Source organism: Exiguobacterium sp. s35, from assembly GCF_018617535.1.
GTDB lineage: Bacteria > Bacillota > Bacilli > Exiguobacteriales > Exiguobacteriaceae > Exiguobacterium > Exiguobacterium aestuarii.
The window spans coordinates 1,907,217-1,932,975 of the sequence record NZ_JACSKI010000001.1; the positions used below are offsets into that span (position 1 = coordinate 1,907,217).

Here is a 25,759-nt window from a genome sequence, read left to right on the forward strand (position 1 = left end):
TTTCATGATACGATTTGAGTGTAGCACGTCCACTTCCATCAGAGACGAGGAATTTCAATGAATCATACGTTTCAACCACTCACCCAAGAACAAGCCGAATTGATCGCCTTCAAGTGGCGCTATGAAGGCGACTATGCGTTTTACAATATGGACGCCGACGAGGAAGACCTCGCCTTATTTTTAGATGCAGATGAACGGGGAGACACGACGTTCGCCATCCTTGATGACGATGAACTGATCGGCTTCGTCACAGTGCAGTCCGAATCAACAGATACCATTTCCATCGGTCTCGGGATGCGCCCTGATCTGACAGGAAACGGGAATGGCAACCGATTTCTCACATCGATTCTAGATTGGATTGAGACGACATATGGGACTCTCACTTTGTGTCTTGCTGTCGCCACGTTCAACAAGCGAGCGATCCATTTATATGCATCACTTGGTTTCACCCCACAGGAAACATTTATGCAGGAGACGAACGGTGGAGTGTATCCTTTTCTTTCGATGACACGCCTACAAAAATCCCCTCCGAACTGAACTGAACCAATAAAGTTGGACACTGAATAGTTTGGTTAGGCGACCTGTAGAACCTGGGTCCGGTATTCGACCGGACTCAGGTTTTTTAGTCGTTTCTTGATGCGACGGTGGTTGTAGTAATCGATGTAGCGCACGAGTTCTCGTTTGAAGTGGGACATGTCCTCGAACTTCTTGAGGTAAAGGAGCTCGGACTTGAGAACGGCGAAGAAGCTCTCGATGGCCGCGTTGTCGAGACAGTTGCCCTTTCGGGACATACTCTGGGTGATCCCGTGCTCGCGAAGCTTCGACGTGAACGTCCGGAATTGGTATTGCCAGCCCTGGTCCGAGTGAAGGATTGGTCTCGTATCACCGTCGAGTTTCTGGATGGCCTGGTTCAACATCTCGCCGACGAACGGATACTTCGGACTATCGGACATCGTAAAGGCGATGATCTCCCGGTTCGCCAGGTCCATCATCGGTGAGAGGTAGAGCTTCTCCCCGAAAAGATGGAGCTCGGTGACGTCGGTCACCCACTTCTGGTTCAGACCCATGGCCTTGAAGTCACGTTCGAGGAGGTTCGGTGCGATCTTTCCGACTTTCCCCTTGTAGGAACGGTATTTCTTCATGCGGACGAGGCATTTGAGACCGAGCTCGTCCATGAGACGTAGGACGGTTTTCGGGTCGTGCCTGAAGCCTTGGCGCTCGAGAAGCGCATGGATGCGCCGATAGCCACAACGTCCTTCGTGCTCGTGGAAGAGGGTCCGGATCGCTTCCTTCACGTCCGCATACTTGTCACAGGCCGTCAGGCGCGTCCGCCAATAGTAGTGTAGACGCTCCGAGCCATATCGAGCACCTGGAGGAGGCCCGGCACAGGATCGGTCGTCCGTAGCTCGTCGATCACTTGCGCCTTGATCCGGTTCGTCGCGCTTCCTCTTCTTGAACCAAGGCTTTCAATTTTTTTAACGCCGCGTTCTCCATCTCGAGGAACTCGACCCGTTCTTTGAGCCTCTCGAACTCCGTCATCTCTTTCGGTTCCTGCTTCTTCTTTCTCGGCATCGGGGCACGTCCTTTCGGCTTGGCGGCCAGTCCCTTTGGTCCCTCCCGTGCGTACGTGGATCGCCAACCGGCGATCATCCCAGGGGAGGAGAGCCTGTACTTCAAGGCTGCATCGATCAAGGACAGCCCGTTTTCCGCCATGTCGTTTAGTACCCTCAGTTTAAACGTCTGTGAGTGGGCTGTATAGCACGGATCGAAGATCGTCTCGCCCCAGCGCTCATAAAGGCGTGCCCATTGATGTACATTCTTACGGTCCACACCGAATTCTTTCCCTATCGTTGTGATCCCATCGTTCCCCTCCAAGTAGCGTTCAGCCACATGGATTTTGAAAGCATTCGTATATTTGACCATAAAAACACCCCATAAAAGTTGGATTTTCATGTCCAACTTTTATGGGGCAGTTCAAACATCTGAGGTTCGGAGGGGATTTATATACGATCTATCTAAACTCAGTGTTTGACCGCTGTCGGTTTCGATGAGAACCAGCCCCATGTTGCAATCCCGACCATGACTGACCAAAAGAAGATTGTCCAAGCTGTCGAGTGGACGAAGCCGTCTGGGAGTCCCATGAATTCGAACGGCGTGCCGGCAATCAACTCTTTGAAACCTGGGTGTTCGAGTACGAGGACCGTCAACTTGACCCCGACCCAGCCGACGATGATGAAAGCGGCCGTTTCAAGTGTCGGACGTTGATGAAGCAATTTGACGAAAATACGTGCCGCAAATCGCATCAAGACGACCCCGATGAGCCCACCTGTCAAGACGACGAAGAACTGACCTGAGTCAATCCCACCAATCTCACCGAGACCTAGTGGTGGCAAGCTGACCGCAAGCGCCACCGCTGCCAAGATTGAATCGACCGCAAAGGCGATATCCGCAAACTCGACTTTTGCGACAGTGAGCCAAAACTCTTTCTTCGAAACAGGCTTTTCTGTAACAGCCGTCTCTTCTTTCGCTTCGGCCGCCAAATCCTGTTTCGGCTCCATCTTTCTTGCCTTATAGGTCATATACAGGTGTCGCGCACTCATCCCGATCAAGTAAAGTGCACCAAGCGCCTGTACTTGCCATACGTTAATCAAGAATGAAATCAAGAACAATGCGATAAACCGGAAGACGAACGCTCCGAGGAGACCATAAAATAATGCCTTCTTCTGCTCCGTACGCGGCAAGTGCTTGACCATGACGGCCAAAACGAGCGCGTTGTCTGCAGATAAGAGCCCTTCTAAACCGACGAGTACGACGACGATCCAGGCATACTGCAGAACTAACTGCCAATCCATAAAAACATCTCCTTTTGTTTTTTCAGTTCCTTCATATTTAATAGTGATCTATTTTTTAAGTTCACAGGACCATTTTATTCCCGTTCACAAAGTAAATCAATCCTCTTTCTTCAATATCTGAAGGATTTTTTTGCGATTGCATATTGAAAACATGTTATGAGAGCAAAATCATACCCGTTCAGCCATCATTTCGTGATAAAATCCTAACAAGAACGAGTGGTCCTTTGAACCGCTCTAAAAAAAGGAGAATCCGATTATGTCTACAAGCCATGTCGCTTTACCTACAAAAGCAGAACGACATAAATTGTTCGGGTCGGTCCCACCGATTAAAGGAACAAAGCCGACCGAGAAAGAACAGATGGTCGATTTACAAAATACACCGAAAAACTTCTTATTCGCCCTCGACAGTGTCGGCATCTCAAACGTGAAGCACCCTGTGAACGTCGAGACGCCGGAAGGGATCCAGTCGACGGTCGCTACATTCGAATTGACGACATCGCTCGTTCAAGACCGTAAAGGGATCAACATGTCCCGCTTGACGGAACAGCTCGACGCGTACCATCAACAAGGATGGACGGTATCGAACCGCTCGTTGATCGAGTTCGCACAGGAGCTCGCGGAGCGTATGGAACAAACGGAAGGCCAATTGACAATCCGTTACCCATGGTTCTTCACGCGTAAAGCACCTGCGACAGGTCTTAGCGGTTTGATGAACGCAGACGTCATGCACCGTGTGAAGTACAACCTTGAAACGGGCGTCGCAAACGTGACAGTTGGTCTCATTATCAACGTCACGACGCTTTGCCCATGTTCAAAAGAAATCAGTGAGTACAGCGCCCATAACCAACGTGGATACATCACGATCGAAGCAGGTCTTGATGAGACGTCGATGGACGGATTCGACTGGCGCACTGCACTTCTCGATGCAGCGGAATCGAATGCCTCAGCACCACTCCACCCGGTCCTTAAACGTCCGGATGAAAAGCGTGCGACTGAAATCGCGTACGAAAACCCACGTTTCGTCGAGGACATGGTCCGCTTGATTGCGGCTGACTTGTACGAGATGAAAGAAGTCGTGAACTTCTTCGTCGAATGCCGTAACGAAGAATCGATTCACCAACACGATGCCATCGCATCAATCACATTTGATAAGCGCCAAGACGCATAAAAAATGCGGAACCTCTTCTAAAGAAGGTTCCGCATTTTTTATAGACTGGTTACGAGTTCAATCGTCAACAAGATGATGATGAGCATCACCCAGACTGCCCAGACGAGTCGCCATTTCTCCCAGTCAAATCGCTTCATCACCGCATAGACAGTAAGGTAAAGCGCGATGAGAAGGGGTACGACGACCCAAGGATTTTCTAACATCACGCTTCGATGTCGCCATCCCAAGCGAGCATCCCGCCGTCGACGTTGACGACTTTGTAGCCTTGTGACTCTAAGTAATCACACGCTGTTTGACTTCGTCCACCTGAGCGACAGATGACGTGATACACATTGTCTTGTGCCAACTTTTCTGTCACATGTGGGAATTCAGATAGTGGATAGAGCGGTACGTTCGGGATATGCCCTGCATCATATTCATCTTGTTCGCGCACATCGATGATATGGAGAGACTCTCCGTTCTCTAACTTTTCTCGTAATTCCGTCGCATGAATGCTTTGCATACATAGCTCCCCTTTCGATAATGGATTCCTCTTTTAGTTTACCTCAGCTACCATTCAAAAAAACACAAAAAAAGCACCCTTCTATCAAGAAGGATGCCAAAAACTTACGCTTCGTTGCGCTCGTCGATTGCTTGTGCTGCTGTGATGAGCGTCAATTTGTAGACGTCCTCTTCGTTACAGCCACGTGATAAGTCGTTCACTGGTTTGTTGAGACCTTGAAGGATCGGGCCGATCGCTTCGAATCCACCGAAACGTTGAACCATCTTGTAGCCAATGTTTCCTGCTTCGAGACTTGGGAAGACGAATACGTTCGCCTTACCTGCTACGTCAGAACCCGGTGCTTTCTTCGCCGCTACGCTAGGGACGAATGCCGCATCGAATTGAAGTTCTCCGTCGATTGGAAGGTTCGGTGATTTTTCTTTTGCAAGGCGAGTCGCTTCCACGACTTTCTCCGTTTCAGGTGACTTCGCAGAACCTTTCGTCGAGAAGCTAAGAAGCGCGACTTGTGGGTCGATGCCGAATGTCTTCGCTGTCGCTGCCGACAAGAATGCATTCTCTGCTAAGTCTGCAGCGTCCGGTGCGATGTTGATTGCACAGTCCGAGAAGACGTATTGCTCGTCGTCACGTACCATGATGAACACACCTGACGTCTTTTTGATCCCTGGTTGCATTTTGATGATTTGAAGTGCCGGACGTACCGTATCGGCCGTCGCGTGCATCGCGCCTGAGACAAGACCTTCTGCTTTTCCTGTATGAACGAGCATCGTTCCGAAGTAGTTCACATCCGATGTGAGGAGTTCGCGCGCTTGTTCAGCTGTCGCTTTTCCTTTACGACGCTCGACGAATGATTCGACGAGAACATCGATGTCTTCGTATGTCGCTGGGTCATATTGTGTCAAACCTGAGATGTCGAAACCGTGTTTTGCCGCAACCGCTTCGACGTCTGCTTTCGTACCGACGACGATTGGTTCTACCATACCGTCTGCTTTCAATCGAACAGCGGCTCCAAGAACACGCTCATCGACGCCTTCTGGGAAGACGATGGTCGGACGAATCGGACTGACTTTTTGCTTCAACGTTTCAAATAATTTCATAACGAATGAACCCCTTTTCTCAATTTACAGCATGACTGCTAGTGGTTTTGCCGTTGACTTGTGTCTTTACGCGATTTCAATTATACACAGTACCCTTTTTAAAATAAACTATTCTGCCCATTTCGCCATAAATCGCTTAGAATCAATCATTATATGAATAGAACAGTTTCGCTAAATCGACTGATACAGCCATTTTTGTAGCCGTTTTCATGTTTCTGTCCTCTGTTCTTTACCCGTCATGAATCGTGATAACCCTCACAGTGCCTCAAAGTTGCCAGTCAGTGAAGCGTGTATGGTAAAATAGACGGCGAAGCCAAGTCCCGAAAGGAGATTTTTTATGTCAGAACGTCCAGTACCTACGACAGATACACAACATGCCGCCGCCACATTAGACGGATGGTATACCCTTCATGATTTCCGCACAATCGATTGGGCTCGTTTGAAGCTCGTCGACGCCGAGAAGCGTCAACAGATGATTGACGAGTTCACTGCGTTTCTCGCCTCACTTGAAGAAGTTGAAGCAAAAGGTGAAGGAAGCCACGCCTTCTACTCGATTCTCGGTCAGAAGGCAGACCTCGTCTTGATGGTGCTTCGCCCAACGTTTAACGAACTTGAAGACGTCGAGCGCGCATTCCGCAAAACAGCGCTATATGACTATATGATTCCGTCGTATTCGTACGTGTCAGTCATCGAGCTCGGTATGTATCGTGGATCTGGAGATGGGGACCCATATCAAAACCCTCATATCCGCTCACGTCTCTACCCGACACTTCCAAAAGCCGCACACATCTGTTTCTATCCGATGAGCAAGGCTCGTCGCGACGGCGACAACTGGTACATGTTGTCGATGGATGAGCGCAAAGACCTCATGTATCGCCACAGCATGATCGGCCGTAGCTACGCCGGTAAGATTCAGCAGTTCATCGGTGGGTCGACTGGATTCGACGCATGGGAATGGGGTGTCACGCTCTTCGCTGAAGATTCACTTCAGTTCAAGAAGATCGTCTACGAGATGCGCTTCGATGAAGTGAGTGCGAAATACGGTGAGTTCGGCGACTTCTACGTCGGAAACATCTTACCGAAAGAAAATTTGAGCACATTCTTTAGCGTGTAAAAGGTTTACGCGTATAGCACCTCGGGAATTAAGGATGATGTAAGCAAGTAATCCTGATTAACGAGGTGAACAACGATGCGCGTGTTTAAAGAAACCGATCGTGACACTGCGGAACGTTTAGATTCGTTCATCGAACGAATGGCACCGACAGCAGAATTAGTCCAACATCGATTTGAAGAGCAACTCAAACATACACAGCAAAAGGGTCAGGCGAGCGCCTGACCCTTATTTTGTCGTGGTGACGTGAAGCGCGTCGCCTAAGAAAGTAGCCAATTCAAGCATCCCATAGCGCCCTGCTTTCGCTTCAGCGTCGGAATTATAATTCGTATTCGTATTGACGTCGTAGGCGTAGACGTTACCGTCTCGGTCTCGGATAATCTCAATTCCGGCGATATCAATCTCATTCGCTTTCAGGAACTGTTCAAGCTGTGGAATGATCGGGTCATTGAATCCTTCGACGATTTCAAACTTCGCCGGTGGCGTCTCCCCGACCGGGCAGAACTGGTCTTCAATCGAGCAGGCATCTGCCGGGCAGAGCTCGAATCCTTCCGATGTATCGACACGCACCGCATAAAGGAACTTCCCACCGATGAATTCACAACGGGTAATATATGGTTCCGGGGCTTCAATATACTGTTGGATGAGTGTGATGCCGTCAACCGAGTCCTCAAACGAGGCACCATACACATATTCTTTCAATCCTTCGATCGTATGGAACAACTGGACGCCAAGCCCTTTCCCGGCACGATTATGTTTCGTGATGAACGGTGTCATGTCCAGCTTTTCGGCCGCCTCGATGATTTGGTCTTTACCGACCGCCGCAATCGTCTTCGGCACACGAATCCCTTCGCGGCGAAGCGCCGTGTACTGATTGACTTTACTCACTTCTAGACGGATGGCACGCGTTCCGTTGAACACGGTACGGTCATGCGCCTCTAGCCAAGCGAGGACACCTTCCGTCAACTCAGGCGCGTACCGATGCCCGCGTGTGTGCGAAGAAGCACTCATACGATTATAAAAGACACCTTCCGGGGGGATTGCTTCGAGATCAATCGTCCCTTGGTCCAAGTGCCATAGTTCATAAGGCAACTGTAGTTCTTCTAAACGATGAACCAGGTGGTTCGTCCATTCTTCGTTCTCATGAATGACGTGAATTTTAGACATCATCATCCCTCCTTATTCGATGTCCTCACTTTACCACATCCATAACTAATAATTCCAATGCGCAAGGTTGGTATAATCCCCAATTCTGAAATATCAGACGATTTCATGGTACAATGAACTTAAGAATATTGCTTTTGGAAAGGATGTGTTGTGTTTGCCCGTACCTGTCTTAAGTACTGATGTACTCATTTTACTCTTCGGTCTACTCCTTGTAGCCGGTGTCATGGCGACGCGAATCTCGACTCGCTTCGGCCTGCCCGCCTTGATTTTGTTTATGGGGATCGGCATGATCATGGGAAGCGATATTACAGGTCTCATCTTCTTCGACGACTCCAACCTGGCACAGCTGATTGGGGTAGCCGCATTGATCGTTATTTTGTTTGAAGGGGGACTTCAGACGAAATGGTCATCGATGCGTCGCGTGCTCGCGCCAGCCGCTTCACTCGCTACGCTTGGTGTATTAATCACGACAAGCGTTGTTGCCGTGGCCGTTCGTTTCGTATTTGGTTTCGATTGGATTGAATCTTTCTTGTTCGGTGCGATTATCGGTTCGACCGACGCGGCGGCCGTCTTTGCCGCATTTAAAGGAAAGAATATCTCACCGAAAGTCGGTGCGACTCTCGAAGCCGAGTCCGGCACGAACGACCCGATGGCAATGTTTTTGACGATTCTAGCCCTTGATTTTATGATGAAGCCGGATACGACTATCTGGGACGGGATTTGGATGTTTGTCCTTCAAATCGTTGTCGGAGCCCTCATCGGCTTCATTCTCGGCCAACTGTCCCGCCTCATGTTGAATCATCTGAGACTAGAGTCGAGCGGACTTCATGCCGTCCTCATGATTTCGATGGCGTTCCTCACATATGGTGTCACAGCCTACTTATTGGGAAGCGGATTACTAGCGGTCTATATCGCCGCGATGATTGTCGGAAATGCGGATACGGCACATGAAGTGACAATCGTTCAATTCTCGGAAGCACTCGCATGGATTATGCAGATCATCATGTTCGTCATCCTTGGGTTACTCGTCTTCCCTCGTCAACTCATCGAACCGGACTTGATTTGGAAAGGACTACTCATTTCATTTGTTCTCATGTTCTTGGCCCGTCCGATCGCCGTCTATCTATCGACGCTCGGCATGGCATTCACGAGAAAAGAGAAACTATTTATCTCTTGGGCCGGATTAAAGGGAGCTGTCCCGATTGTATTAGCTACCTTCCCTCTAATCGCAGGGATTGAAGACAGTCAGCTTTTATTCAATGCCGTCTTCTTCGTCGTCGTAACGAGTGCCTTGATTCAAGGAACGACGTTGACACCGCTCGCTGAAAAATTAGGGTTACTCGGTCCGGATAAAATCCGTTCCCCGTATACGATTGCCCTCGTCTCGAGTAAACAGTCCCAACATAAGCTCGTTCCTTATGTTGTCACGGAGAGTTCTTCGATGATTGGCAAGACACTAGCGGATATCACGCTCCCACCGAACACCGTCGTGAACGCCATCGTCCGAAACGAATACTTGATTCCACCAAATGGACAAACATCCATCGAAGAAGGCGACCTTTTATATGTGCTCGCTTCGATGTATCGTCATGATCAACTCGACCAAAAATTTGGTGAAGACGGTCTCGATCGAGTGGAATTATGAGTAAACGAATAACCGGCGCCTCTTTTGAAGCGCCGGTTTTCTTATGCGTGTATGTGCTTTGCGGATTGAATCAACGTCTCAACGTCGTCTGTTCTTCCTTCATGGAGCGCCTCGACGATAAAGCTTCCGACGACGACACCATCACATGCATTTCCAAGCGTCTGCACTTGCTCCGGTAAATGTACGCCGAATCCTGCCAAAACAGGAACGCGTGACTGCTCTGTCAATCGAGTCAAATAGGCGAGTAATTCATCTGGGAACACATCGGCTTTCCCTGTCGTTCCTTTGAGTGTGACCGCATAGACGAATCCTTCCGCTTTCTCTAAGATCGATGCTGTCCGCGCCTCGCTACTCGTCAACGTCACGAGCGGGATGACCGCGACGTCATGCCGGTCGATATCTGCGAATAATTGAAGACTTTCTTCAAACGGAAGGTCAGGAATGATGACCCCGCTTACCCCGCATTCCTTCGCTCGGTCAAAGAACGGTTGAATCCCGAATCGAAACACAGGATTCAAGTATGTCATCAACACGATTGGAACGTTAAATTGATCATTTCCTTCTATTAAATGGTTCAATACCATTTCGAGCGTCACGCCCGCTTCAAGCGCACGCATTCCTGCCGCCTCAATGATTGGACCATCTGCCACCGGATCGGAGAACGGGATACCGAGTTCAATCGCTGTCGCACCCATCCGTTCTAGTTCAACAATGGTCGGAATGAGTCGGTCCATCCCGCCGTCACCGGCCATAATATACGGAACAAAAGCCGCTCCTTCTCGTTCACGAATCGCTGTCTCTAATTTCATCGTGTCGCCACCTTCTCTCGGATTGTGTGGACGTCTTTGTCTCCGCGCCCTGATAAACAAATCACCAATGTCTCCTCTTCACCCATCGTCTTGGCGAGCGTCTCTGCGTAAGCAAGGGCATGTGATGATTCAAGGGCAGGAATGATGCCTTCTTGGCGGCTGAGCGCGAGACATGCATCGAGCGCCGCGTCATCCGTGACAGCTGCATACCGCACCCGTTCGATGTCTTTCAAGAAGCTGTGCTCTGGTCCTACCCCTGGATAATCGAGTCCGGCTGAGATCGAATGTGCCTCCTCGATTTGACCGGCCGCGTCTTGTAAGACATACATGAGGGAACCATGTAGGACACCGACTTCCCCTTTCGTGAGTGTTGCCGCATGTTTATCTGTATCAATGCCACTACCTGCCGCCTCGACACCATAGAGGGCGACCGACTCATCGTTCAAGAACGGATAGAACATGCCCATGGCGTTGCTTCCTCCACCGACACAAGCGACGACGGCGTCTGGGAGGCGTCCTGTCTGTTCAAGGATTTGACGACGTGTCTCTGTCCCGATCACACTTTGGAAATCACGTACCATCTGCGGGAACGGATGCGGTCCAAGTACTGAACCCATCACATAATGCGTATCGTCGACATGTTTGACCCAGTAACGGAGCGCTTCATTGACGGCATCCTTTAGTGTACGACTACCTGATTTGACCGGAACGACTTTCGCTCCGAGCAATTCCATCCGAAACACGTTCAACGCCTGGCGTTCAACGTCGACCTCACCCATGAAGATCGTACATTCTAAATCGAGTAACGCACATACTGTCGCAGTCGCGACACCGTGCTGACCCGCTCCCGTCTCGGCGACGACTTTTTGTTTCCCCATCCGTTTCGCAAGGAGCGCCTGTCCGATCGTGTTGTTGATCTTATGGGCACCGGTATGGTTCAAGTCCTCACGTTTCAAATAGACGTTCGTCCCAAGACGACGACTCAGGTTCGACGCATAATAGAGCGGCGTCTCACGTCCCACGTATTCGCTTAATAAGGAAGAGAAGCGTTCTTGAAACTCAGGGTCTTGCTTCGCCTCTTCGTAAGCGACCTCTAATTCTTCGACTGCCTGCATGAGCGTCTCCGGAATATACTTTCCACCGTATTGTCCAAATTTCCCGTTCACTGGTTGTGCATACATCCTAGTTCCTCCTTGGCACGTTGAATGAACGTGCGAATTTTTTTGATATCTTTCACACCGTCTGTCTCAACACCGCTCGAGACATCGACGCCGTCTGGTTGGATCGTTTGAATCGCTTGTCTTACATTGTCTGGGGATAGGCCACCTGCTAGCCAAAATGGACGATTCGGCCGCTCAATCGTTGCCCAGTCTAAAATCTGTCCACTGCCCGGGGTCGGATGGTCCATCAATCGAACATCCGCCGCCACCTCGGTCGACGCATCGATAATCGGTAATCCGAAGATTCGCAGTTGTTCGATTGACTGCGTTCGATGGTGAATTTGTAAATCCGTCAGTCCCACGTCCATCGTTTGCGCGATGTCTTCCATTGAAGGACTTAAAAACACACCAACGATTCGAACCGATTGCGGGATACGCGCTGCTAACGTCTTCGCTGTGGCCACGTCGATTTGACGGGAACTCGGGGCGAACACGAATCCGATGGCATCCGCCCCCGCTTCGACCGCCGCTTCGACCGCTTCTTCTGTTTTCAATCCACAAATTTTAACGAACATGTTTTCAACTCCTCGAGTAACCGGGTCGGGTCTTCTTCCCGCATGAGTGCTTCTCCGACGAGAATGGCGCTGGCCCCGGCTTCTTTTAGACGCGCTGCCGCCTCGACGGTGCTGACTCCACTTTCACTGACGAACGTGACATCGGGATAACATTCCATCAAATCGATTGATGTCTCAAGTGATACCTCGAACGTTTTTAAGTCTCGATTGTTGATGCCAATCAACACGTCATCGAGCTCGAGCGCGATGTGTAACTCGGCTTCGTCATGCACTTCGACCAAGACGTCAAGACCGATGGAGCGAGCGTATCGTGTCAACTCGTGGAGACGTTTCGGATGAAGTGCCGCTACGATAAGGAGGGCGACACTCGCACCGTAATGCTTCGCATAGTCGAGTTGTCGTTCATCGATGATGAAGTCTTTGCAGAGTACCGGGATTGTGACCACGTCGGCGACTTGTTGTAAATCTTCAAAAGACCCATTGAAATACGTCGTGTCCGTCAACACCGAAATCATCGTCGCTCCAGCTTGTTCATATTGACGAGCCCGTTCGGCGACGTTCACATCCTCCCGAATCATTCCTTTCGAAGGTGACGAACGTTTGATTTCCGAGATGATGTGGAATCCATCACGCATTCGATTCAAGAGAGCAATCGGCTCTGTCACGGTGACATCGATCGGCTCCATACGACTGACCTCTTCGATTTTCGTTCCGATGATTTTCGTTAAATAACTCATGCCTCTACCTCCGTACGTTGTAAGTGTTGTAACACGCGTAAGGCGTGCCCTTCATCGATACTGCGTTTCGCCTCTTTCACCCCTGCACGAAGCGTTGAAGTTGTGCCGTACGTGCAAAGGGCAAGCGCCGCATTCAATAAGACGACATCTCGCGCCGGGCCCGACTCCCCGTTCAATACAGCGAGTAGTGTCGCGGCGTTCTCTTCCGGCGTTCCTCCACGTAGTGCTTCGAGCGGTGCCCGCATCAAGCCAACATCTCGTGGGTCGACCGCGTAACGCGCCGTCTGTTCCCCGTCAAAGAAGTACACCTCGTTCACACCAGCGAGGCTCGCTTCATCGAGGCCACCCGCACCGTGTACGACCATGCCACGCTCTACTCCAAGATGACGCATCGCTGTCGCCATCTTCTCAATTAGTGATGGATGGTAGACACCAATCAGTTGTCGTTTCGGACGAAGCGGATTCGTAAGCGGTCCGATTTGGTTGAAGATGGTCGCCGTCGCGAGTCGTTTCCGGACCGGCATGACGTGCTTCATGATCGGGTGGACATGCTGGGCGAACAAGAAACTCAAGTTCGTCCGTTTCAAGTCGGCATGTACTTCTTCCGCCGTCTTCACAATCGGAACGTTCAATGCCTCGAGGACGTCCGCACTTCCAGACCGACTCGATACGCCACGGTTCCCATGTTTGGCGACCGGGATGCCGAGACCGGCCAACACGAAGGCGACGGTCGAGCTGATGTTGAACGTGTGCGCCCCATCGCCGCCCGTGCCACAGACATCAAGTACAGGCAAATCCGTCGGGGGGAACTGTGCTGCTTCACGGATGTATGCCGCGAGTCCCGCCATCTCTTCTGCCGTCTCCCCACGTTCTTTCATCGCGAGTAGCACCCGTTCGATTTGTGCTTCATCCGCTTGGAACATCTCGCTTGCTGCCACTTTCATATCTGCTGTTGATAGTGCGTTTGTCTCCAATTGTTGAATCATCGTCTGTTCCCCCTCTAAAAATGTGTATAAAAAAACTCCACACGACAGTCGTCGTATGGAGGACGGTTCTAGACCGTGGTGCCACCTCTCGTTGATTCCGAAGAATCCACTCTCCGATGCAATCACATCGTATCCCGATAACGGGGGAAGCCGTCACGACCTACTTCATTCAGCCATGCTCTCATGAGCCCATTCACGCGGACGCCTCGGTCAGGATCTCACCATCCCTGACTCTCTGGACGAAACGTCTTCTCGCGCTACTCTTCTCAATCCTCGATTTATGTTATAGAAACGAAAAAGGGGTTACCCGTCTCCTCATAGCCTATGCTACAAGAAGGACGAGTAACCCCGTGGTGCCACCTTCGTTGGTTCCGAAGAACCCACTTCACGGACAATCATCCGCTTCCCCGTGATAACGGTGGGTAACCCGCTAAAGCCTACTCAAAGTTCGGTTTAGAGCTCAGAAGTCCATTCGCGACGTCCTGTATACTGATTCGCACCAACCATCAGCTCTCTGTCATACAAGATTCGTCGTTACTTCTCTTCGTCGACGCCTTTATTCGTTTCAGTTAAGTTAACTCGTACTATACAGGGAGGATGCATCCCTGTCAAATAAAAAAATCGAAAAACTTTGCCTCTATATGTGCACCCCGAAATCGAGAACCTTCATCGGTTTTTCGAATTGACATCGTTTTTTTCTGTCTGCTATAGTCGTCCACAACAACATTTCACTCAACTAAAGGAGAATCGATTTTGGAAACAAACAAACTAAAACGCGAGCTGTCCACCCGGCAACTCACGATGATTTCCCTCGGGAGTGCCATCGGAACCGGGCTGTTCCTCGGAAGCGGGCTCGCGATCCAAACCGCTGGTCCGAGCGTGCTCGTCAGCTATGCCATCGGGGCGTTCATCGTCCTCTTACTCATGGGTGCACTCGCCGAAATGACGGTCGCCCATCCAACATCTGGATCATTCGGAACGATTGCCGAGCGATACGTCCATCCACTCGCAGGCTTTCTCGTCCGTTACTCTTACTGGGTCGCGAACGTACTCGCTGTAGGGGTTGAGGTCAGTGCCATCGCTATCTATATGCGCTACTGGTTCCCGGATGTGAACGGGTTCGTCTGGGTCGCCCTCTTCGGTGGACTACTCATTTACGTCAACGCCCGTCATGTTCACACGTTCGGGACGACCGAATACTGGTTATCCTTCATCAAAGTAACTGCCATTATCCTATTCATCGTTCTCGGTGCCGCCACATTGTTCGGCGAACCAGGATCACCGATTGAATCGATCACGACTGGAAACGAAGGTTTCTTCGCTTTCGGGTTTTACGGAATGTGGGTGACGATTTTCATCTCCCTCTTCAGTTTCCTTGGAACCGAACTCGTCGCCGTCACAGCAGGCGAAGCAAAAGACCCGGATCAGGCCGTACCACGCGCTTTACGCGCTACCGTGTTCCGATTGACGTTCTTCTATGTCGTCACGCTCGCCATCATGCTCATGCTCATCCCATGGCAGCAAGCGGGTATCGATCAAAGTCCGTTCGTGCTCGTCATGGAACAGTTTGATGTGCCGTTCGCGGCAGGTATCCTCAACTTCGTGATTTTGATTGCCGCCTTGTCAGCGATGAACGCACAGCTCTATGCATCAACACGCATGATGTACTCGCTCGCAGAAGCCGGCGATGCACCGAAAGTGTTCAAAAAAATCAGCAAAAACGGCATCCCGATGTTCGCATTACTCGTTTCAACGGGTGGCATCGTCCTAGCCGCTTTATTACAAGTGTTTATGGAATCGTCATATCCGTTCTTGATGGGAATCTCGATGTTTGGAGCCATTTTCACTTGGTTCATGGTCTTCGTCTCCCACTTGTTCTTCCGGAAGAAATGGACCGGACGAAAACTCCCTGTCCGTATGATGGGATATCCGTTCCTCCCAATACTTGGAGCTGTCTTACTCCTCAGCCTGATGATCACGACATGGTTCACCGATTTCAACATCTTGTTGAAGTTCGGGGTACCTTGGTTGATTGGGTTGACGATTATCTATTACGTGCGTGAACGCATGCGTAAGAAACAAGATCATTCAAACGATATCGAGCAAGCCAACTAACGAGCATCCCTTCGCCATCGCGGAGGGATTTTTTGTACGCACAAAAGCTCCTCTCGCAATCGAAAGGAGCTTTCTGTATAGGGCATCAGAAGAACTGACGCGGGTTGACCGTGCTACCTGCGCTCGTTGCCGAGTACGAGTAGCCGCCTTTATGAATCTCAAAGTGCAAGTGCGGACCTGACGAGTTCCCTGTGTTTCCAAGTGTCCCGATATTTGATCCTTGTGTCACACGCTGTCCTGAGCTGACAGATACTGAGTTCATGTGTGCATAAACTGTCGTCCAAACTTGACCGTTGATGACGTGCGCGATCATGACGTGGTTCCCGTAAGCGCCACCCCAGCCTGCACGAATAACTGTACCTGTCGCAGATGCACGAATCGGTGTACCTGTTGGACCAGCGATATCTACACCGTTATGGAACGTGTAGCCATACGCACCGCTCGCCGGACCCCATCCTTGTGAGTAGCGTCCTGAAGCCGGTTGAATGAACATTGAGCTAGACGGTGCTGGCGTCGATGTCGTCGGTGCCGGTTTTGGCTCCGGTTTCGGCGCTGGTGTTGGTGCGGGTTTCGGCGCCGGTTCCGGTTTTGGTGCTGGTGTTGATGGAGCCGTGTTGTTTGAAGACGACGAAGACGGGGTATTCGTTTTATTGTCTTGCTTTTGTTGTGCAGCAGCTTGACGTGCCGCTTCCGCTTCTCGTGCTGCCTCTGCCTTGCGAGCAGCCTCAGCTTGACGTGCAGCTTCTGCTTGGCGTGCTTCTTCTGCCTTACGTGCCGCCTCTTGACGAGCTGCTTCTTCAGCACGACGACGGGCTTCCTCTTCTTCGCGACGTTGCGCTTCGATTTCAGCCGCGATTGCCTGTTCTTGTGCCACTAACGTCGCTTCAATTTCTTGAAGGTCGAAGATTTGTGATTCAAACTTGATGTTCTTCTCTTCAAGCTCTTTGATACGCTTCTCACGTTGCTTCATTTTCTTCTCGAGCTCAGCTTGACGCACTTCAAGTGCCTTTTGTTGTTTGAGAAGTGAGGCACGTTCTGCTTTCAAGTCAGCTTGCGCTTCTTTCAACGAACGCTGTGTCGCTTCATAGTCATCGAACAACTCTTGGTCACTACGCTGAATCGTTCCAGCCGTGATCATACGCGTGACAAGATCAGAGAGGTTTTTTGAACCGAAGATGAATTCAGCCCAGTTAATTGAGCCGCCACCGTTCTTTTGCATCGTGGCCATACGTTCTTTCATCATCGCTTCTTGTGCCTTCATTTTTTCTTGGTAATCTTTAATGTCGGCTTCAAGATCCTCGATTTTCATCTCGGTACGCTTGATTTCTTGGCGCTTCATGGCGACATCGTTGATGATGTCCTGCAACTGTGCGTCCATTTTATTGACCTCTGCCTGAACTTTTGAAATCTCTTCTTTGTTCACTTCAATCTTTGAAGACGTATCGGCTTGGTTCTTTTTCACGTCATTGCGCTTCTCTTGTACTTTTTGTTGTTCTTCTTGTTTTTCTTTAATCGAAGTCGATGCGTCGGCAACTGTATGTGTGCTGATGAGCATCACACCAAGCGTCAGCGTCGAGACTGTGCGTTTCCAATTCATGAATGGGGTACATCCTTTCTTAAATGACAAACGTGAGTACCTACTACACTACATATTTTAAAGCCGTTTCAGTATGTAACAAAAACGATCATTTGGTTGAGTTTCAACACGACTAATTATATCTAACTGCTAGATATTTTCCTGTTAAAGTTATATTTCAATTTTATTACGCACGCACAACAGCATAGGCAACGAATGTGTTGAACTTATTATTTATCAATACCTTTTCTAATCGTCCATTCTGACATGTTTCTGTAATATTTTATGTAAATAGAGAACGCTTTACCCTATTTTCAAATAATAAATACATGAAGCGCAAATCTGTTTTCCAATTGATGGGATGACTCATCAAAAAAAATCCATGCGTTCGCTGCATGTGAACATGAGCAAAGACATGGATGTCGAAATAAATTGATTCTGTCATTATAATTTCATCGCACCGACGATGACAAAAATCCAAGCAGCAATGAATAAGACGCCGCCGATTGGTGTCACGGCTCCGAGTTTCGTGATTCCCGTCAACGCCATGACGTATAAACTTCCAGAGAAAAAGATGATTCCCGCAAACATGAGCCAGCCGGCAATGTTAAATTGGCTGATACTCACACGCATGAGGAGCGCTGCGATCCCGACGATCCCGAGCGCATGGATCATGTGATAGAGCACGCCCGTCTGCCAGTTCGCCAACATGTTCGGTGACAGTCTCTCTTTTAGCGCATGGGCACCGAACGCGCCAAGTGCCACACCGAGTGCCATCAATCCGGCACCAATCATTAGTAAAATCTTCATTTTCGTTCCCCCTTATCTGACTTTTCGTGCTGGTAAATTCCACTTCCGATAGTAGGATATCACTCGAAGTGTCGCTACGACAATTAAAAGCGCATAGACGGCAAGACCGCCTTCGAGCTTGAAGTAATACGTGATGACCGCAATGAGAATCGCCCAAATCGCGTACACCTCTGATTGCAAGACGAGCGGTTTACGCCCAGCCAGTAAGTCGCGGACCACACCACCCCCGACCCCGGTCAGGACAGCCGCCGCGATTGCTGCCGATAACGGTAAATCCAGCTTGATGGCGACCTGTGCTCCTTGAAAGGCAAAGGCGACCAATCCGATTGCATCCACAATCACACCCCAGCGTTCCCAATGTGGCAATACGACACTTGGTAGCAGGAAGATGAGGAGTGCGACCAGAAAACATAAAATAAATAAATCATTCTGTTGCCAAATCAAACTGACGGGGTTTCCTAACAGGACGTTCCGAATCGCGCCGCCCCCAAAGGCGGTGATAAACGCGAGCAACCATACCCCAAAAATATCGTATTTTTCATCCATCGCAATGATGGCTCCGCTCGCCGCGAACGCAATCGTTCCGACGACGTTGAGCAATTCCCACTCCATGAACATCCCTTGCCCTTTCTTCAACGCATTGTATGGTAAAGTATAGTTACAAAAAATCAGGTCAGTCGAGCGACTGTCGTAAAGGATGTCGGTATTACAATGAAACGTATCGCTTTGTTCCGCATATGGATTATCGTCACCATGTTCGCCCGATTCATCATTCGGCTATACGCCTTTTCACGTAAGCAACAGCAAGGTGTCGCCACGACAGAAGAATATGAAGCACTCATGCTCAAGCTCGCGCGTGAGTATAAACGAAATGCACTCCGACTCGAAGGCTTGTTGATCAAGCTCGGACAATTCTTGTCCATTCGTGCCGATTTATTGCCTCCGGCCGTCTTGAACGAACTATCTGAACTCGTCGACCGTGTCCCGACATCGGGTTGGGACAAGTCGCGCGCGATTCTAGAGGCGGAATGGGGCGTCCCTTACACGCAAGTCGTCAAAGACGTTGGCATCGACGCCGTCGCCTCCGCCTCAATCGGGGAAGTGTACGGTGCCACCCTTCTGGAAAACGGCAAGCGGGTCGCCATCAAAATTCAACGTCCGAATATCGAAAAAATCATCCGTACCGACTTCCGGGCCATGCGGATTGTCACGTCGATGTTGAAGCGGACATCCCTCGCAAAATCGACCGACTTAGATAGCTTATATCGCCAAATGATTTTTGTCATCGGGGATGAACTAAATTTTCAAACCGAATTAAAAAACGCCTTATATTTCAAAGCCAAATATGCGGATAACCCGGACGTTTACATTCCGGATTATCACGAACACCTCTGTACGAACCGCGTCTTGACGATGGACTGGGTCGATGCACGACGCATCACCGACCTCGCCTTCTTAAAAGAAAATGAAATCGATCGCTCTGCCCTAGCCGAACGACTATTCACGCTCGCCGCCGAACAATTGTTGTTCGGAGGACAGTTCCACGCTGACCCGCACCCCGGAAACGTTCAAATCCGAGCAGACGGCACCATCATCCTACTCGACTTCGGGATGGTCGGACAGACGACGGCACAGGACATGGCAACGATCCGAAACATCTTACAGGCGTTCATCTCGCTCGACTATGACAGCATCGTCGACGGCCTAGAAGATTTACGCTTCCTCTTGCCGACGGCGAACAAGCAAAACATCCGCCAAGCACTCGAGAAAGCCGTCACTTTTTATTTAGAGACCGATATCGACACCGTCGATACGAAGTTAATTGAGAAAGTGTTGCAGGATATTCAGTTGCTCGTCAAAAACGAACCGATCCAACTCCCGGCGGAATTCGCCTTCTTCGGTCGGGCCGCCTCGACTTTGCTCGGCATCCTGCAAATCCTCGATCCGAAAATCGACCTGTTCACACTCGGCAAACCGATTGTCATCGAATGGCTCGAGGAGGACGGCACGACACTTCAAAACCGTTATGTAAAGACCGGGATCAACTATGCGAAGAAATTGTTGAACGTGCCACCGCTTCTCGACAATTACTTAAAAGAGCCGACACGAAAACGCCTGTCGGAGCAAGCGATGTTCCAACGCAACTTGGAATCGAAAGAACTCTTGCACCGTCAGACGTTCAATGCCATCGTCATCTTGCTCGGGTTGCTCGTCGGGCTACTCGGCTATATCCGACCAGATGAATGGCTGTTCTGGTCAGGTGGCGTCGTGTCTGTGCTGGCTTACTTCAATTGGAGACGCCTCGGACGAAAAATTCGTCACTTGGCACGTCAGGATTTTCGTGTGTAAGCGAACCGTCACTTTCCAGAGTGGCGGTTTTTTGTTGCATCCACTCGGCAATATAGGCACCAACGTCACGCATCATGCGAGGTGTCGTCCAGCCCATCGTCGATACTTGGATGACGTTCGCCCGTTTCAAATATTCGCTCTCATATTGGACGAGATAACCTTGATAGGATAGTTGTCGACCTAACTCAATCGAGGACTGTCCGCACGGCATCGGAATCGTGATGATGCCAGGTGATTGGGCGGGACTCAGCTTGAATTGTAAGCCATTCTCGCGAAGTGAGTTGACCAACAATGCCATCTTCTCCTGATGCGATGCGACCTGTTCTTCCGTTAATTCCTCTAATGCGACATCCATCGCCGCAAGGAGCGGTTCCGATTGTGTGAAGGCGATTGGTTGATAGAGGGACAAATCAAAGTAGCGTGGCACGTCTCGCATCATTTCCGCCCGCTCTTTCATCGCGACGAACGCGAGACCTGGCGCATTCCGTAATCCTTTCCCCGAGGAAAAAGTCACGTAGTCCGCGAAAGAATAATCATAGACAAGTGTCCCGACCGCGCTGATTGCATCGACGGCGACGACACCTTGCCACGTGTGAAGCGGGGCGAGGTCGATTAAGATGCCTAAAGATGTCTCACAATGTACCGTCCACACCCACTCCGGTTCAATCTGCTCAAGTTGAGCAACCTCCCATTTCCCTTCCCCGTCCACTTGAATGACATCAAATGAGAGACCGGCGCGGGATGCGTGATCCATGAGACGCTCCCCGAATTCGCCGGCGCATAAAACGACACCATGTCCCCGCAATCTTGCCGCGACCGCATCATTGGCGACCGTGCCACTTCCGAGAAGCGTATAGACGTAAGGAAGTCCGATTCGCTTTGTCAGTTGTTGCTGAACCGATTCGAGCATGCGACTCGTCTCTTTTGAACGGTGTGGGAGTGATTGCCTTGAGAGTCGTGCTCTCACGCGCTCCGAACATTCGACAGGACCCGCAAGGAAACTTATTGGTCGAAGCGTCGACGCAGACTTTGATTCATAAAAGGCTGAACGCGTTAACATCATCGGAACGTACCTTGCTTCCTCAGGGCCGATTGGATCCGCAAATGGAATAAATCCGAATCGGTGATAGAGCACTTGTTCACGCGTCGTCCCACTGATGACAATCCCATCCACTTCACGATCGGTCGCATCTTTAATGACCGCTCGCATCAGTCCGGCGAATGTCCGATTGCGTCGATACGCTCTCTTCACAGCAAGCAAACGAATTTCGATCCAATCCCCGTCAGGAATGCGCACCCCTTTTTGTTCCAACGAAAAAGGTTTTTCGCCACGTAGTGCACACATGGCGACCACTTCACCGTCTACTTCACCAATCCAATATGTATTCTGTCCATGAAACCGATCGACGAGCCGTCGTTCCGAGTTCGGTGAATGTTGCGGAATCTCTTCGACAAACGTTTCGTAATTCAATCGATGAATGGCGTCAAAATCCGATTCACCAGCTTTTCGATACATAATCATGCTTTCCCCTCCTTCACATGATGATAAATAATGATCATCGCAATGAGCATGGCCCAGATGATATGTTCGAGACTTCCTAGGGCTGCTAGCGGTAGTAGCATAAGCATGACCAGTCCTGTCTCACGTGAATTGCCCGTCACTTTGATCAAGAGCAATAAGATTAGGAGACCACCGATAAACCACCACGGGTCGTATGCCCATATGATTCCAGAAAAAACGGCATATCCCTTCCCGCCTGCGCGAATTCGCCAAAACGGATAAATATGACCGAGCGTGAGCGCAAGCGCTGTCTGCCAAAAATACGGTCCGCTCATCTGCAAGACAAGGATCGTCTTCAGCACGTCGAATCCGTACACGATGAAAAAAGCCCGTGTTCCTCCGATGCGATGCGCATTGCGGGCCCCTGTGTTTTTTGAACCGGATGTCGCTAAATCATGACCACTTAGTAACCCATATAGCCTACCCCCGAGTAGGCCCCCGACTAAATAGCCGACAATAATGATCCACATGGTATCCCCTCATTTTTTGGAAAATTGTGTGCGTTCTAGAAAAACGGGTATCCTCTAATTAACTGTGCACTTTTTGGAAAGGGGAAATCAAGATGCGAGAAGAGAAAAACTTTATTAATGGGGAATGGACAGAAACGGGGCAGACGATCGAAGTACGAAATCCGGCTACCGGAAATGTGATGGCCGTTGTGACGAAAAGCGATACCGCGGAAGCGACACAAGCCGTTGATGCGGCGCACGAGGCGTTACAGGAATGGCAACAAAAAACCGCAGATGAACGAGGGGCGCTACTGAATGAGTGGCATCGTTTGATTGCAGAACATACGGAAGAACTCGCACGGACGATGGTCGAGGAGCAAGGAAAGCCGCTCAAAGAAGCCATCGGTGAAATCAACTATGCGAACGGCTTTATCGATTGGTATGCCGCAGAAGGTCGACGAGTGTACGGGGAGACGATTCCCGCCTCTTCGAACAAGAAACGAATCTTTGCCATCAAACAACCGGTAGGCGTCATCGCCGCCATCACGCCATGGAACTTCCCGGCTGCCATGATCACGCGGAAAGTCGCACCAGCGCTTGCTGCTGGATGTACGGTCGTCATGAAACCCGCATCGGCGACTCCGTTGACGGCGATTGAATTAATCAAATTGGCCGAGAAGGCAGGATTCCCAAAAGGGGTCATCAATCTTGTCACAGGGCAAGCGTCTGATATCGTCAAGGCGTGGCAACAAGACAAACGGGTTCGAAAATTGACGTTCACAGGGTCGACCGAAGTCGGGAAGATGCTCATGCGTGACGCTGCGGACACGATGAAAAAAATTTCGCTCGAACTCGGTGGCCACGCCCCGCTCATCGTCACGGCCAAGGCGGACTTGGATAAAGCTGTCCCGCAAGCGGTCGCCACGAAGTTCCGTAACGGTGGACAGACATGCGTCTGTGCGAACCGAATTTATGTCGAACGAGCCGTCGTCGATGAATTTTCGGAGCGTTTCATCAAAGAGGTCGAAGCGTTGAAAGTCGGGAACGGATTAGAGGAAGGTGTCGATATCGGTCCACTCATCGACGATGACGCGCTCAGTAAAGTCGAAAAACACATCGAGGACGCTCAAATTCGTGGCGGTGAAGTGTATGGTGGTGAAGTGTTAGATGGGCTCTTCATTCGTCCGGCGGTCATCCGTTACGCGAACGAAGACATGCTCTGCATGAACGAAGAAACATTTGGACCGGTCGCACCGATTGCGACATTCGATTCACTCGACGAAGTGATCAAACGGGCGAACAATACGCCGTTCGGATTAGCCGCCTATCTATTCACGCAAGACATCAATGAAGCCGTCTACTTAGCAGAGTCGTTAGAGTATGGGATTGTCGGTGTGAACGATGGGCTACCGTCAACTCCTCAAGCGCCTTTCGGTGGTTGGAAAGAGAGCGGACTCGGCCGTGAAGGTGGTCACCACGGCATCGACGAATTTTTAGAAGTCAAATACATCTCACTCGGGTTGTAAATAGAGGCATACAAAAAAGGCTTGTCGACATGTGCGACAAGCCTTTTCTTATCGGTTGACCCATTCGACTAAATCGTTCGGTGACTTGATGACGTGATCCGCAAGCGCCCACTCTTCTTCATTTCCGAATCCGAATCCTGTCAAGACGACCGGAAAATCGTGCGCCCGTGCTGCCTCGACATCCGATTTGCGATCGCCGACCATAATATAGTCCGCCTCACCGTGACGGACCCGATGCGCCGTCAGAATGTCTGCTTTCTTCTCGCCACTGACGGACTCCAAGCATTCCGGCGCCGTCATATATGAACGAATCTGTTGCGTATCTAAAATCAGGTTCATGTAATGGACGCCGCAGTTACTCGCCGTCGTCAACGTGTGGCCTTGTTCGTGAAGTGTTTCCAACATGTCACGAATTCCATCGAATAAGACGTTCTGCCCTTCCATCGTCTTCTCGAGCGTCGTGTGACGCAATCTGCGAATGAGACGAATCTCTTCGAGCGACGCTTCTGGAATAACATGCTCCCAAAATGCGTTACCTGCCAAGCCGTATCCTGAGCGGACCGCATCTTCACTCGGTTTCGGAAGATGAGGAAGTTCCTCAAGCGCCTCATGAATTGCTTGTGTCATCGGTCCTGTCGTATCTACTAACGTGCCATCGATATCAAATAAAATCACTGCCATTGGATTGATCCCCTCTCTTTCACTCTCTCCCTACCGTAGCAGAATCCCCGAAAATGCAAAAGGGAAAACGTAGTGACAAAAAAACGACTGAACCGATTCGTTCAGTCGCGTCCATTATCCTCGCCAGAAATTCATTCCGCCTTTTACAGAATAGACGTCGGTATATCCGGCACTCTTGAGCATCGCTGCGGCGCGTTGGCTACGCATGCCACTTTGACAGATCACGTAGACGGGACGCTCTTTTTCCTTCGGATATTTCGCTTGCGCGTTCCCAAATCCTGAAAGAGGCACATTTTTCGCTTGCTTAATATGTCCTCCGCGGTATTCATGCGGCTCACGCACGTCCAACAGTTGAATGTTCCGCTCTTCCGCGATTCTTCGTTTCAAGTCATCCGTCGAGACCGTTTTAACATTGTTTCGGCGACTCCACCAGAAATACACAAGTCCAATGACGACCGCTACAAAAAGAAAGTCCAACATATTCATGCCTCCATTTGATTTTCATTTCTTAAATCCATTATACCCCCTAAGGTATTTAAGTCAATGAAAGTGATTCCACAAAAAAAACCACATGTGATGCACATGTGGTTCAAAAATCGAGCAATGAATCCGATTTAGGTTGTTCGTCTTCTTCCATTGGAATCCCTAGGAAGGCGGCCATCTGACGATCGAGCGGTGGCTTTGACTCACTCGCCGGAGTCGTCGCTTGTGGCGTGCTGACACCCTTCGCTTCAGACGTCTCCGCTAATAGCAGTTCGCAAAAGCCCATCAACTTTGCCAAATGACGCTTTTGTACTTCGCCCGTCGACGACTCAATCTGTGTCATTACCTGACGCATCTGGGCGATGACTTGTTGTTCTGTAATCATGGTCCTTACACATCCTTT

The 25,759-nt window shown here is 50.2% G+C and carries 27 protein-coding genes, 1 pseudogene and 2 other annotated features; of the genes and pseudogenes, 8 read left to right on the forward strand and 20 right to left on the reverse strand.

Annotated elements, in window-relative coordinates; genetic code table 11:
- The first annotated feature begins 57 nt into the window (after positions 1–57).
- On the forward strand, positions 58–537 hold the full coding sequence (locus KNO75_RS09665; protein ID WP_214821414.1) for a GNAT family N-acetyltransferase: 480 nt from the start codon (positions 58–60) through the stop codon (positions 535–537).
- A gap of 35 nt (positions 538–572) precedes the next feature.
- On the opposite strand, the pseudogene KNO75_RS15180 reads toward KNO75_RS09665, so the two are convergent.
- The 3 genes and pseudogenes from KNO75_RS15180 to KNO75_RS09675 form a co-directional block, all read right to left on the reverse strand.
- Positions 573–1,331: pseudogene (locus tag KNO75_RS15180) on the reverse strand (IS3 family transposase); the annotation flags it as partial.
- An 82-nt stretch (positions 1,332–1,413) separates the two neighbouring features.
- Positions 1,414–1,923: a helix-turn-helix domain-containing protein gene (locus tag KNO75_RS15185; RefSeq protein ID WP_483298003.1), complete on the reverse strand. Its 510-nt coding sequence runs from the start codon at positions 1,921–1,923 to the stop codon at positions 1,414–1,416.
- Between the two features lie 98 nt (positions 1,924–2,021).
- Complete coding sequence (locus tag KNO75_RS09675) at positions 2,022–2,852, reverse strand: TerC family protein (RefSeq protein WP_214821416.1); 831 nt, start codon at positions 2,850–2,852, stop codon at positions 2,022–2,024.
- Between the two features lie 256 nt (positions 2,853–3,108).
- Between KNO75_RS09675 and folE2 the strand changes: the two genes are divergently transcribed.
- A complete protein-coding gene (gene folE2, locus KNO75_RS09680; protein ID WP_214821418.1) occupies positions 3,109–4,020 on the forward strand; it encodes a GTP cyclohydrolase FolE2 in 912 nt (303 codons plus the stop codon).
- A gap of 38 nt (positions 4,021–4,058) precedes the next feature.
- Here the strand turns inward: folE2 and KNO75_RS09685 are convergent, their stop codons facing one another.
- The 3 genes from KNO75_RS09685 to pta form a co-directional block, all read right to left on the reverse strand.
- Positions 4,059–4,226: a hypothetical protein gene (locus tag KNO75_RS09685; RefSeq protein WP_158024803.1), complete on the reverse strand. Its 168-nt coding sequence runs from the start codon at positions 4,224–4,226 to the stop codon at positions 4,059–4,061.
- On the reverse strand, positions 4,223–4,522 hold the full coding sequence (locus KNO75_RS09690) for a rhodanese-like domain-containing protein (protein WP_074035656.1): 300 nt from the start codon (positions 4,520–4,522) through the stop codon (positions 4,223–4,225). Before KNO75_RS09690 ends, KNO75_RS09685 begins: the two co-directional genes overlap by 4 nt.
- 104 nt (positions 4,523–4,626) lie before the next feature.
- Positions 4,627–5,616, reverse strand: coding sequence for a phosphate acetyltransferase (gene pta / locus KNO75_RS09695; protein WP_214694766.1), 990 nt, complete (start codon positions 5,614–5,616; stop codon positions 4,627–4,629).
- Positions 5,617–5,953: 337 nt separating this feature from the next.
- Here pta and hemQ point away from each other — a divergent pair, with 337 nt between their 5' ends.
- A complete protein-coding gene (gene hemQ, locus KNO75_RS09700; RefSeq protein WP_074035549.1) occupies positions 5,954–6,730 on the forward strand; it encodes a hydrogen peroxide-dependent heme synthase in 777 nt (258 codons plus the stop codon).
- A 75-nt stretch (positions 6,731–6,805) separates the two neighbouring features.
- On the forward strand, positions 6,806–6,952 hold the full coding sequence (locus KNO75_RS09705; protein ID WP_012727492.1) for a hypothetical protein: 147 nt from the start codon (positions 6,806–6,808) through the stop codon (positions 6,950–6,952).
- 3 nt (positions 6,953–6,955) lie between these two features.
- Here KNO75_RS09705 and KNO75_RS09710 read toward each other — a convergent pair whose 3' ends face one another.
- Entirely contained in the window at positions 6,956–7,894 is a 939-nt protein-coding gene (locus KNO75_RS09710; RefSeq protein WP_214821420.1) for an ATP-grasp domain-containing protein, read from the reverse strand.
- A 154-nt stretch (positions 7,895–8,048) separates the two neighbouring features.
- Here KNO75_RS09710 and KNO75_RS09715 point away from each other — a divergent pair, with 154 nt between their 5' ends.
- Entirely contained in the window at positions 8,049–9,539 is a 1,491-nt protein-coding gene (locus tag KNO75_RS09715; RefSeq protein ID WP_214821426.1) for a potassium/proton antiporter, read from the forward strand.
- A gap of 41 nt (positions 9,540–9,580) precedes the next feature.
- Here the strand turns inward: KNO75_RS09715 and trpA are convergent, their stop codons facing one another.
- Genes trpA through trpD form a run of 5 tightly spaced genes read right to left on the reverse strand, consistent with a single transcriptional unit; the run spans position 9,581 to position 13,806 of the window.
- Positions 9,581–10,348: a tryptophan synthase subunit alpha gene (trpA, locus tag KNO75_RS09720; RefSeq protein ID WP_214821433.1), complete on the reverse strand. Its 768-nt coding sequence runs from the start codon at positions 10,346–10,348 to the stop codon at positions 9,581–9,583.
- Positions 10,345–11,529, reverse strand: a complete 1,185-nt coding sequence (trpB, locus tag KNO75_RS09725; protein ID WP_214821435.1) for a tryptophan synthase subunit beta — start codon at positions 11,527–11,529, stop codon at positions 10,345–10,347. The genes trpA and trpB overlap by 4 nt, the downstream gene beginning before the upstream one ends.
- Positions 11,511–12,083: a phosphoribosylanthranilate isomerase gene (locus tag KNO75_RS09730; protein WP_214786082.1), complete on the reverse strand. Its 573-nt coding sequence runs from the start codon at positions 12,081–12,083 to the stop codon at positions 11,511–11,513. Before KNO75_RS09730 ends, trpB begins: the two co-directional genes overlap by 19 nt.
- Complete coding sequence (gene trpC, locus KNO75_RS09735) at positions 12,059–12,820, reverse strand: indole-3-glycerol phosphate synthase TrpC (RefSeq protein ID WP_214821438.1); 762 nt, start codon at positions 12,818–12,820, stop codon at positions 12,059–12,061. The genes KNO75_RS09730 and trpC overlap by 25 nt, the downstream gene beginning before the upstream one ends.
- Complete coding sequence (gene trpD, locus KNO75_RS09740) at positions 12,817–13,806, reverse strand: anthranilate phosphoribosyltransferase (protein WP_214821440.1); 990 nt, start codon at positions 13,804–13,806, stop codon at positions 12,817–12,819. The genes trpC and trpD overlap by 4 nt, the downstream gene beginning before the upstream one ends.
- Before the next feature lie 55 nt (positions 13,807–13,861).
- Positions 13,862–14,089 (reverse strand) — a binding site (T-box leader).
- Positions 14,090–14,137: 48 nt separating this feature from the next.
- Positions 14,138–14,366 (reverse strand) — a binding site (T-box leader).
- Positions 14,367–14,559: 193 nt separating this feature from the next.
- Between trpD and KNO75_RS09745 the strand changes: the two genes are divergently transcribed.
- Positions 14,560–15,921 carry an amino acid permease gene (locus tag KNO75_RS09745; RefSeq protein ID WP_214816371.1) on the forward strand — a complete coding sequence of 454 codons (1,362 nt, stop codon included), beginning with the start codon at positions 14,560–14,562 and terminating at the stop codon, positions 15,919–15,921.
- Positions 15,922–16,006: 85 nt separating this feature from the next.
- On the opposite strand, the gene KNO75_RS09750 is transcribed toward KNO75_RS09745, so the two are convergent.
- The 3 genes from KNO75_RS09750 to KNO75_RS09760 form a co-directional block, all read right to left on the reverse strand.
- Positions 16,007–17,518 (reverse strand): murein hydrolase activator EnvC family protein, encoded by a 1,512-nt coding sequence (locus KNO75_RS09750; protein ID WP_214821442.1) that lies wholly within the window; start codon positions 17,516–17,518, stop codon positions 16,007–16,009.
- A 423-nt stretch (positions 17,519–17,941) separates the two neighbouring features.
- The gene (locus tag KNO75_RS09755) at positions 17,942–18,307 is read right to left on the reverse strand and encodes a DUF423 domain-containing protein (protein WP_214786072.1); all 366 of its coding nucleotides are present in this window, start codon (positions 18,305–18,307) and stop codon (positions 17,942–17,944) included.
- A 12-nt stretch (positions 18,308–18,319) separates the two neighbouring features.
- Positions 18,320–18,925, reverse strand: a complete 606-nt coding sequence (locus KNO75_RS09760; RefSeq protein WP_012727503.1) for a trimeric intracellular cation channel family protein — start codon at positions 18,923–18,925, stop codon at positions 18,320–18,322.
- 93 nt (positions 18,926–19,018) lie between these two features.
- On the opposite strand from KNO75_RS09760, the gene KNO75_RS09765 reads away from it, so the two are divergent.
- Positions 19,019–20,656 carry an ABC1 kinase family protein gene (locus KNO75_RS09765; RefSeq protein WP_214786070.1) on the forward strand — a complete coding sequence of 546 codons (1,638 nt, stop codon included), beginning with the start codon at positions 19,019–19,021 and terminating at the stop codon, positions 20,654–20,656.
- On the opposite strand, the gene KNO75_RS09770 is transcribed toward KNO75_RS09765, so the two are convergent.
- The gene (locus tag KNO75_RS09770; protein ID WP_214821444.1) at positions 20,595–22,178 is read right to left on the reverse strand and encodes a GNAT family N-acetyltransferase; all 1,584 of its coding nucleotides are present in this window, start codon (positions 22,176–22,178) and stop codon (positions 20,595–20,597) included. The genes KNO75_RS09765 and KNO75_RS09770 overlap by 62 nt on opposite strands.
- On the reverse strand, positions 22,175–22,687 hold the full coding sequence (locus tag KNO75_RS09775) for a glycerol-3-phosphate acyltransferase (protein ID WP_214821446.1): 513 nt from the start codon (positions 22,685–22,687) through the stop codon (positions 22,175–22,177). Before KNO75_RS09775 ends, KNO75_RS09770 begins: the two co-directional genes overlap by 4 nt.
- A gap of 92 nt (positions 22,688–22,779) precedes the next feature.
- Between KNO75_RS09775 and KNO75_RS09780 the strand changes: the two genes are divergently transcribed.
- Positions 22,780–24,192 carry an NAD-dependent succinate-semialdehyde dehydrogenase gene (locus KNO75_RS09780; protein ID WP_214821448.1) on the forward strand — a complete coding sequence of 471 codons (1,413 nt, stop codon included), beginning with the start codon at positions 22,780–22,782 and terminating at the stop codon, positions 24,190–24,192.
- Between the two features lie 48 nt (positions 24,193–24,240).
- Here the strand turns inward: KNO75_RS09780 and KNO75_RS09785 are convergent, their stop codons facing one another.
- The 3 genes from KNO75_RS09785 to KNO75_RS09795 form a co-directional block, all read right to left on the reverse strand.
- On the reverse strand, positions 24,241–24,873 hold the full coding sequence (locus KNO75_RS09785; protein WP_214821450.1) for an HAD family hydrolase: 633 nt from the start codon (positions 24,871–24,873) through the stop codon (positions 24,241–24,243).
- A gap of 114 nt (positions 24,874–24,987) precedes the next feature.
- Positions 24,988–25,353 (reverse strand): rhodanese-like domain-containing protein, encoded by a 366-nt coding sequence (locus tag KNO75_RS09790; RefSeq protein WP_012727509.1) that lies wholly within the window; start codon positions 25,351–25,353, stop codon positions 24,988–24,990.
- Between the two features lie 109 nt (positions 25,354–25,462).
- Positions 25,463–25,741: a DUF5327 family protein gene (locus KNO75_RS09795; protein ID WP_214792640.1), complete on the reverse strand. Its 279-nt coding sequence runs from the start codon at positions 25,739–25,741 to the stop codon at positions 25,463–25,465.
- Positions 25,742–25,759: the final 18 nt, after the last annotated feature.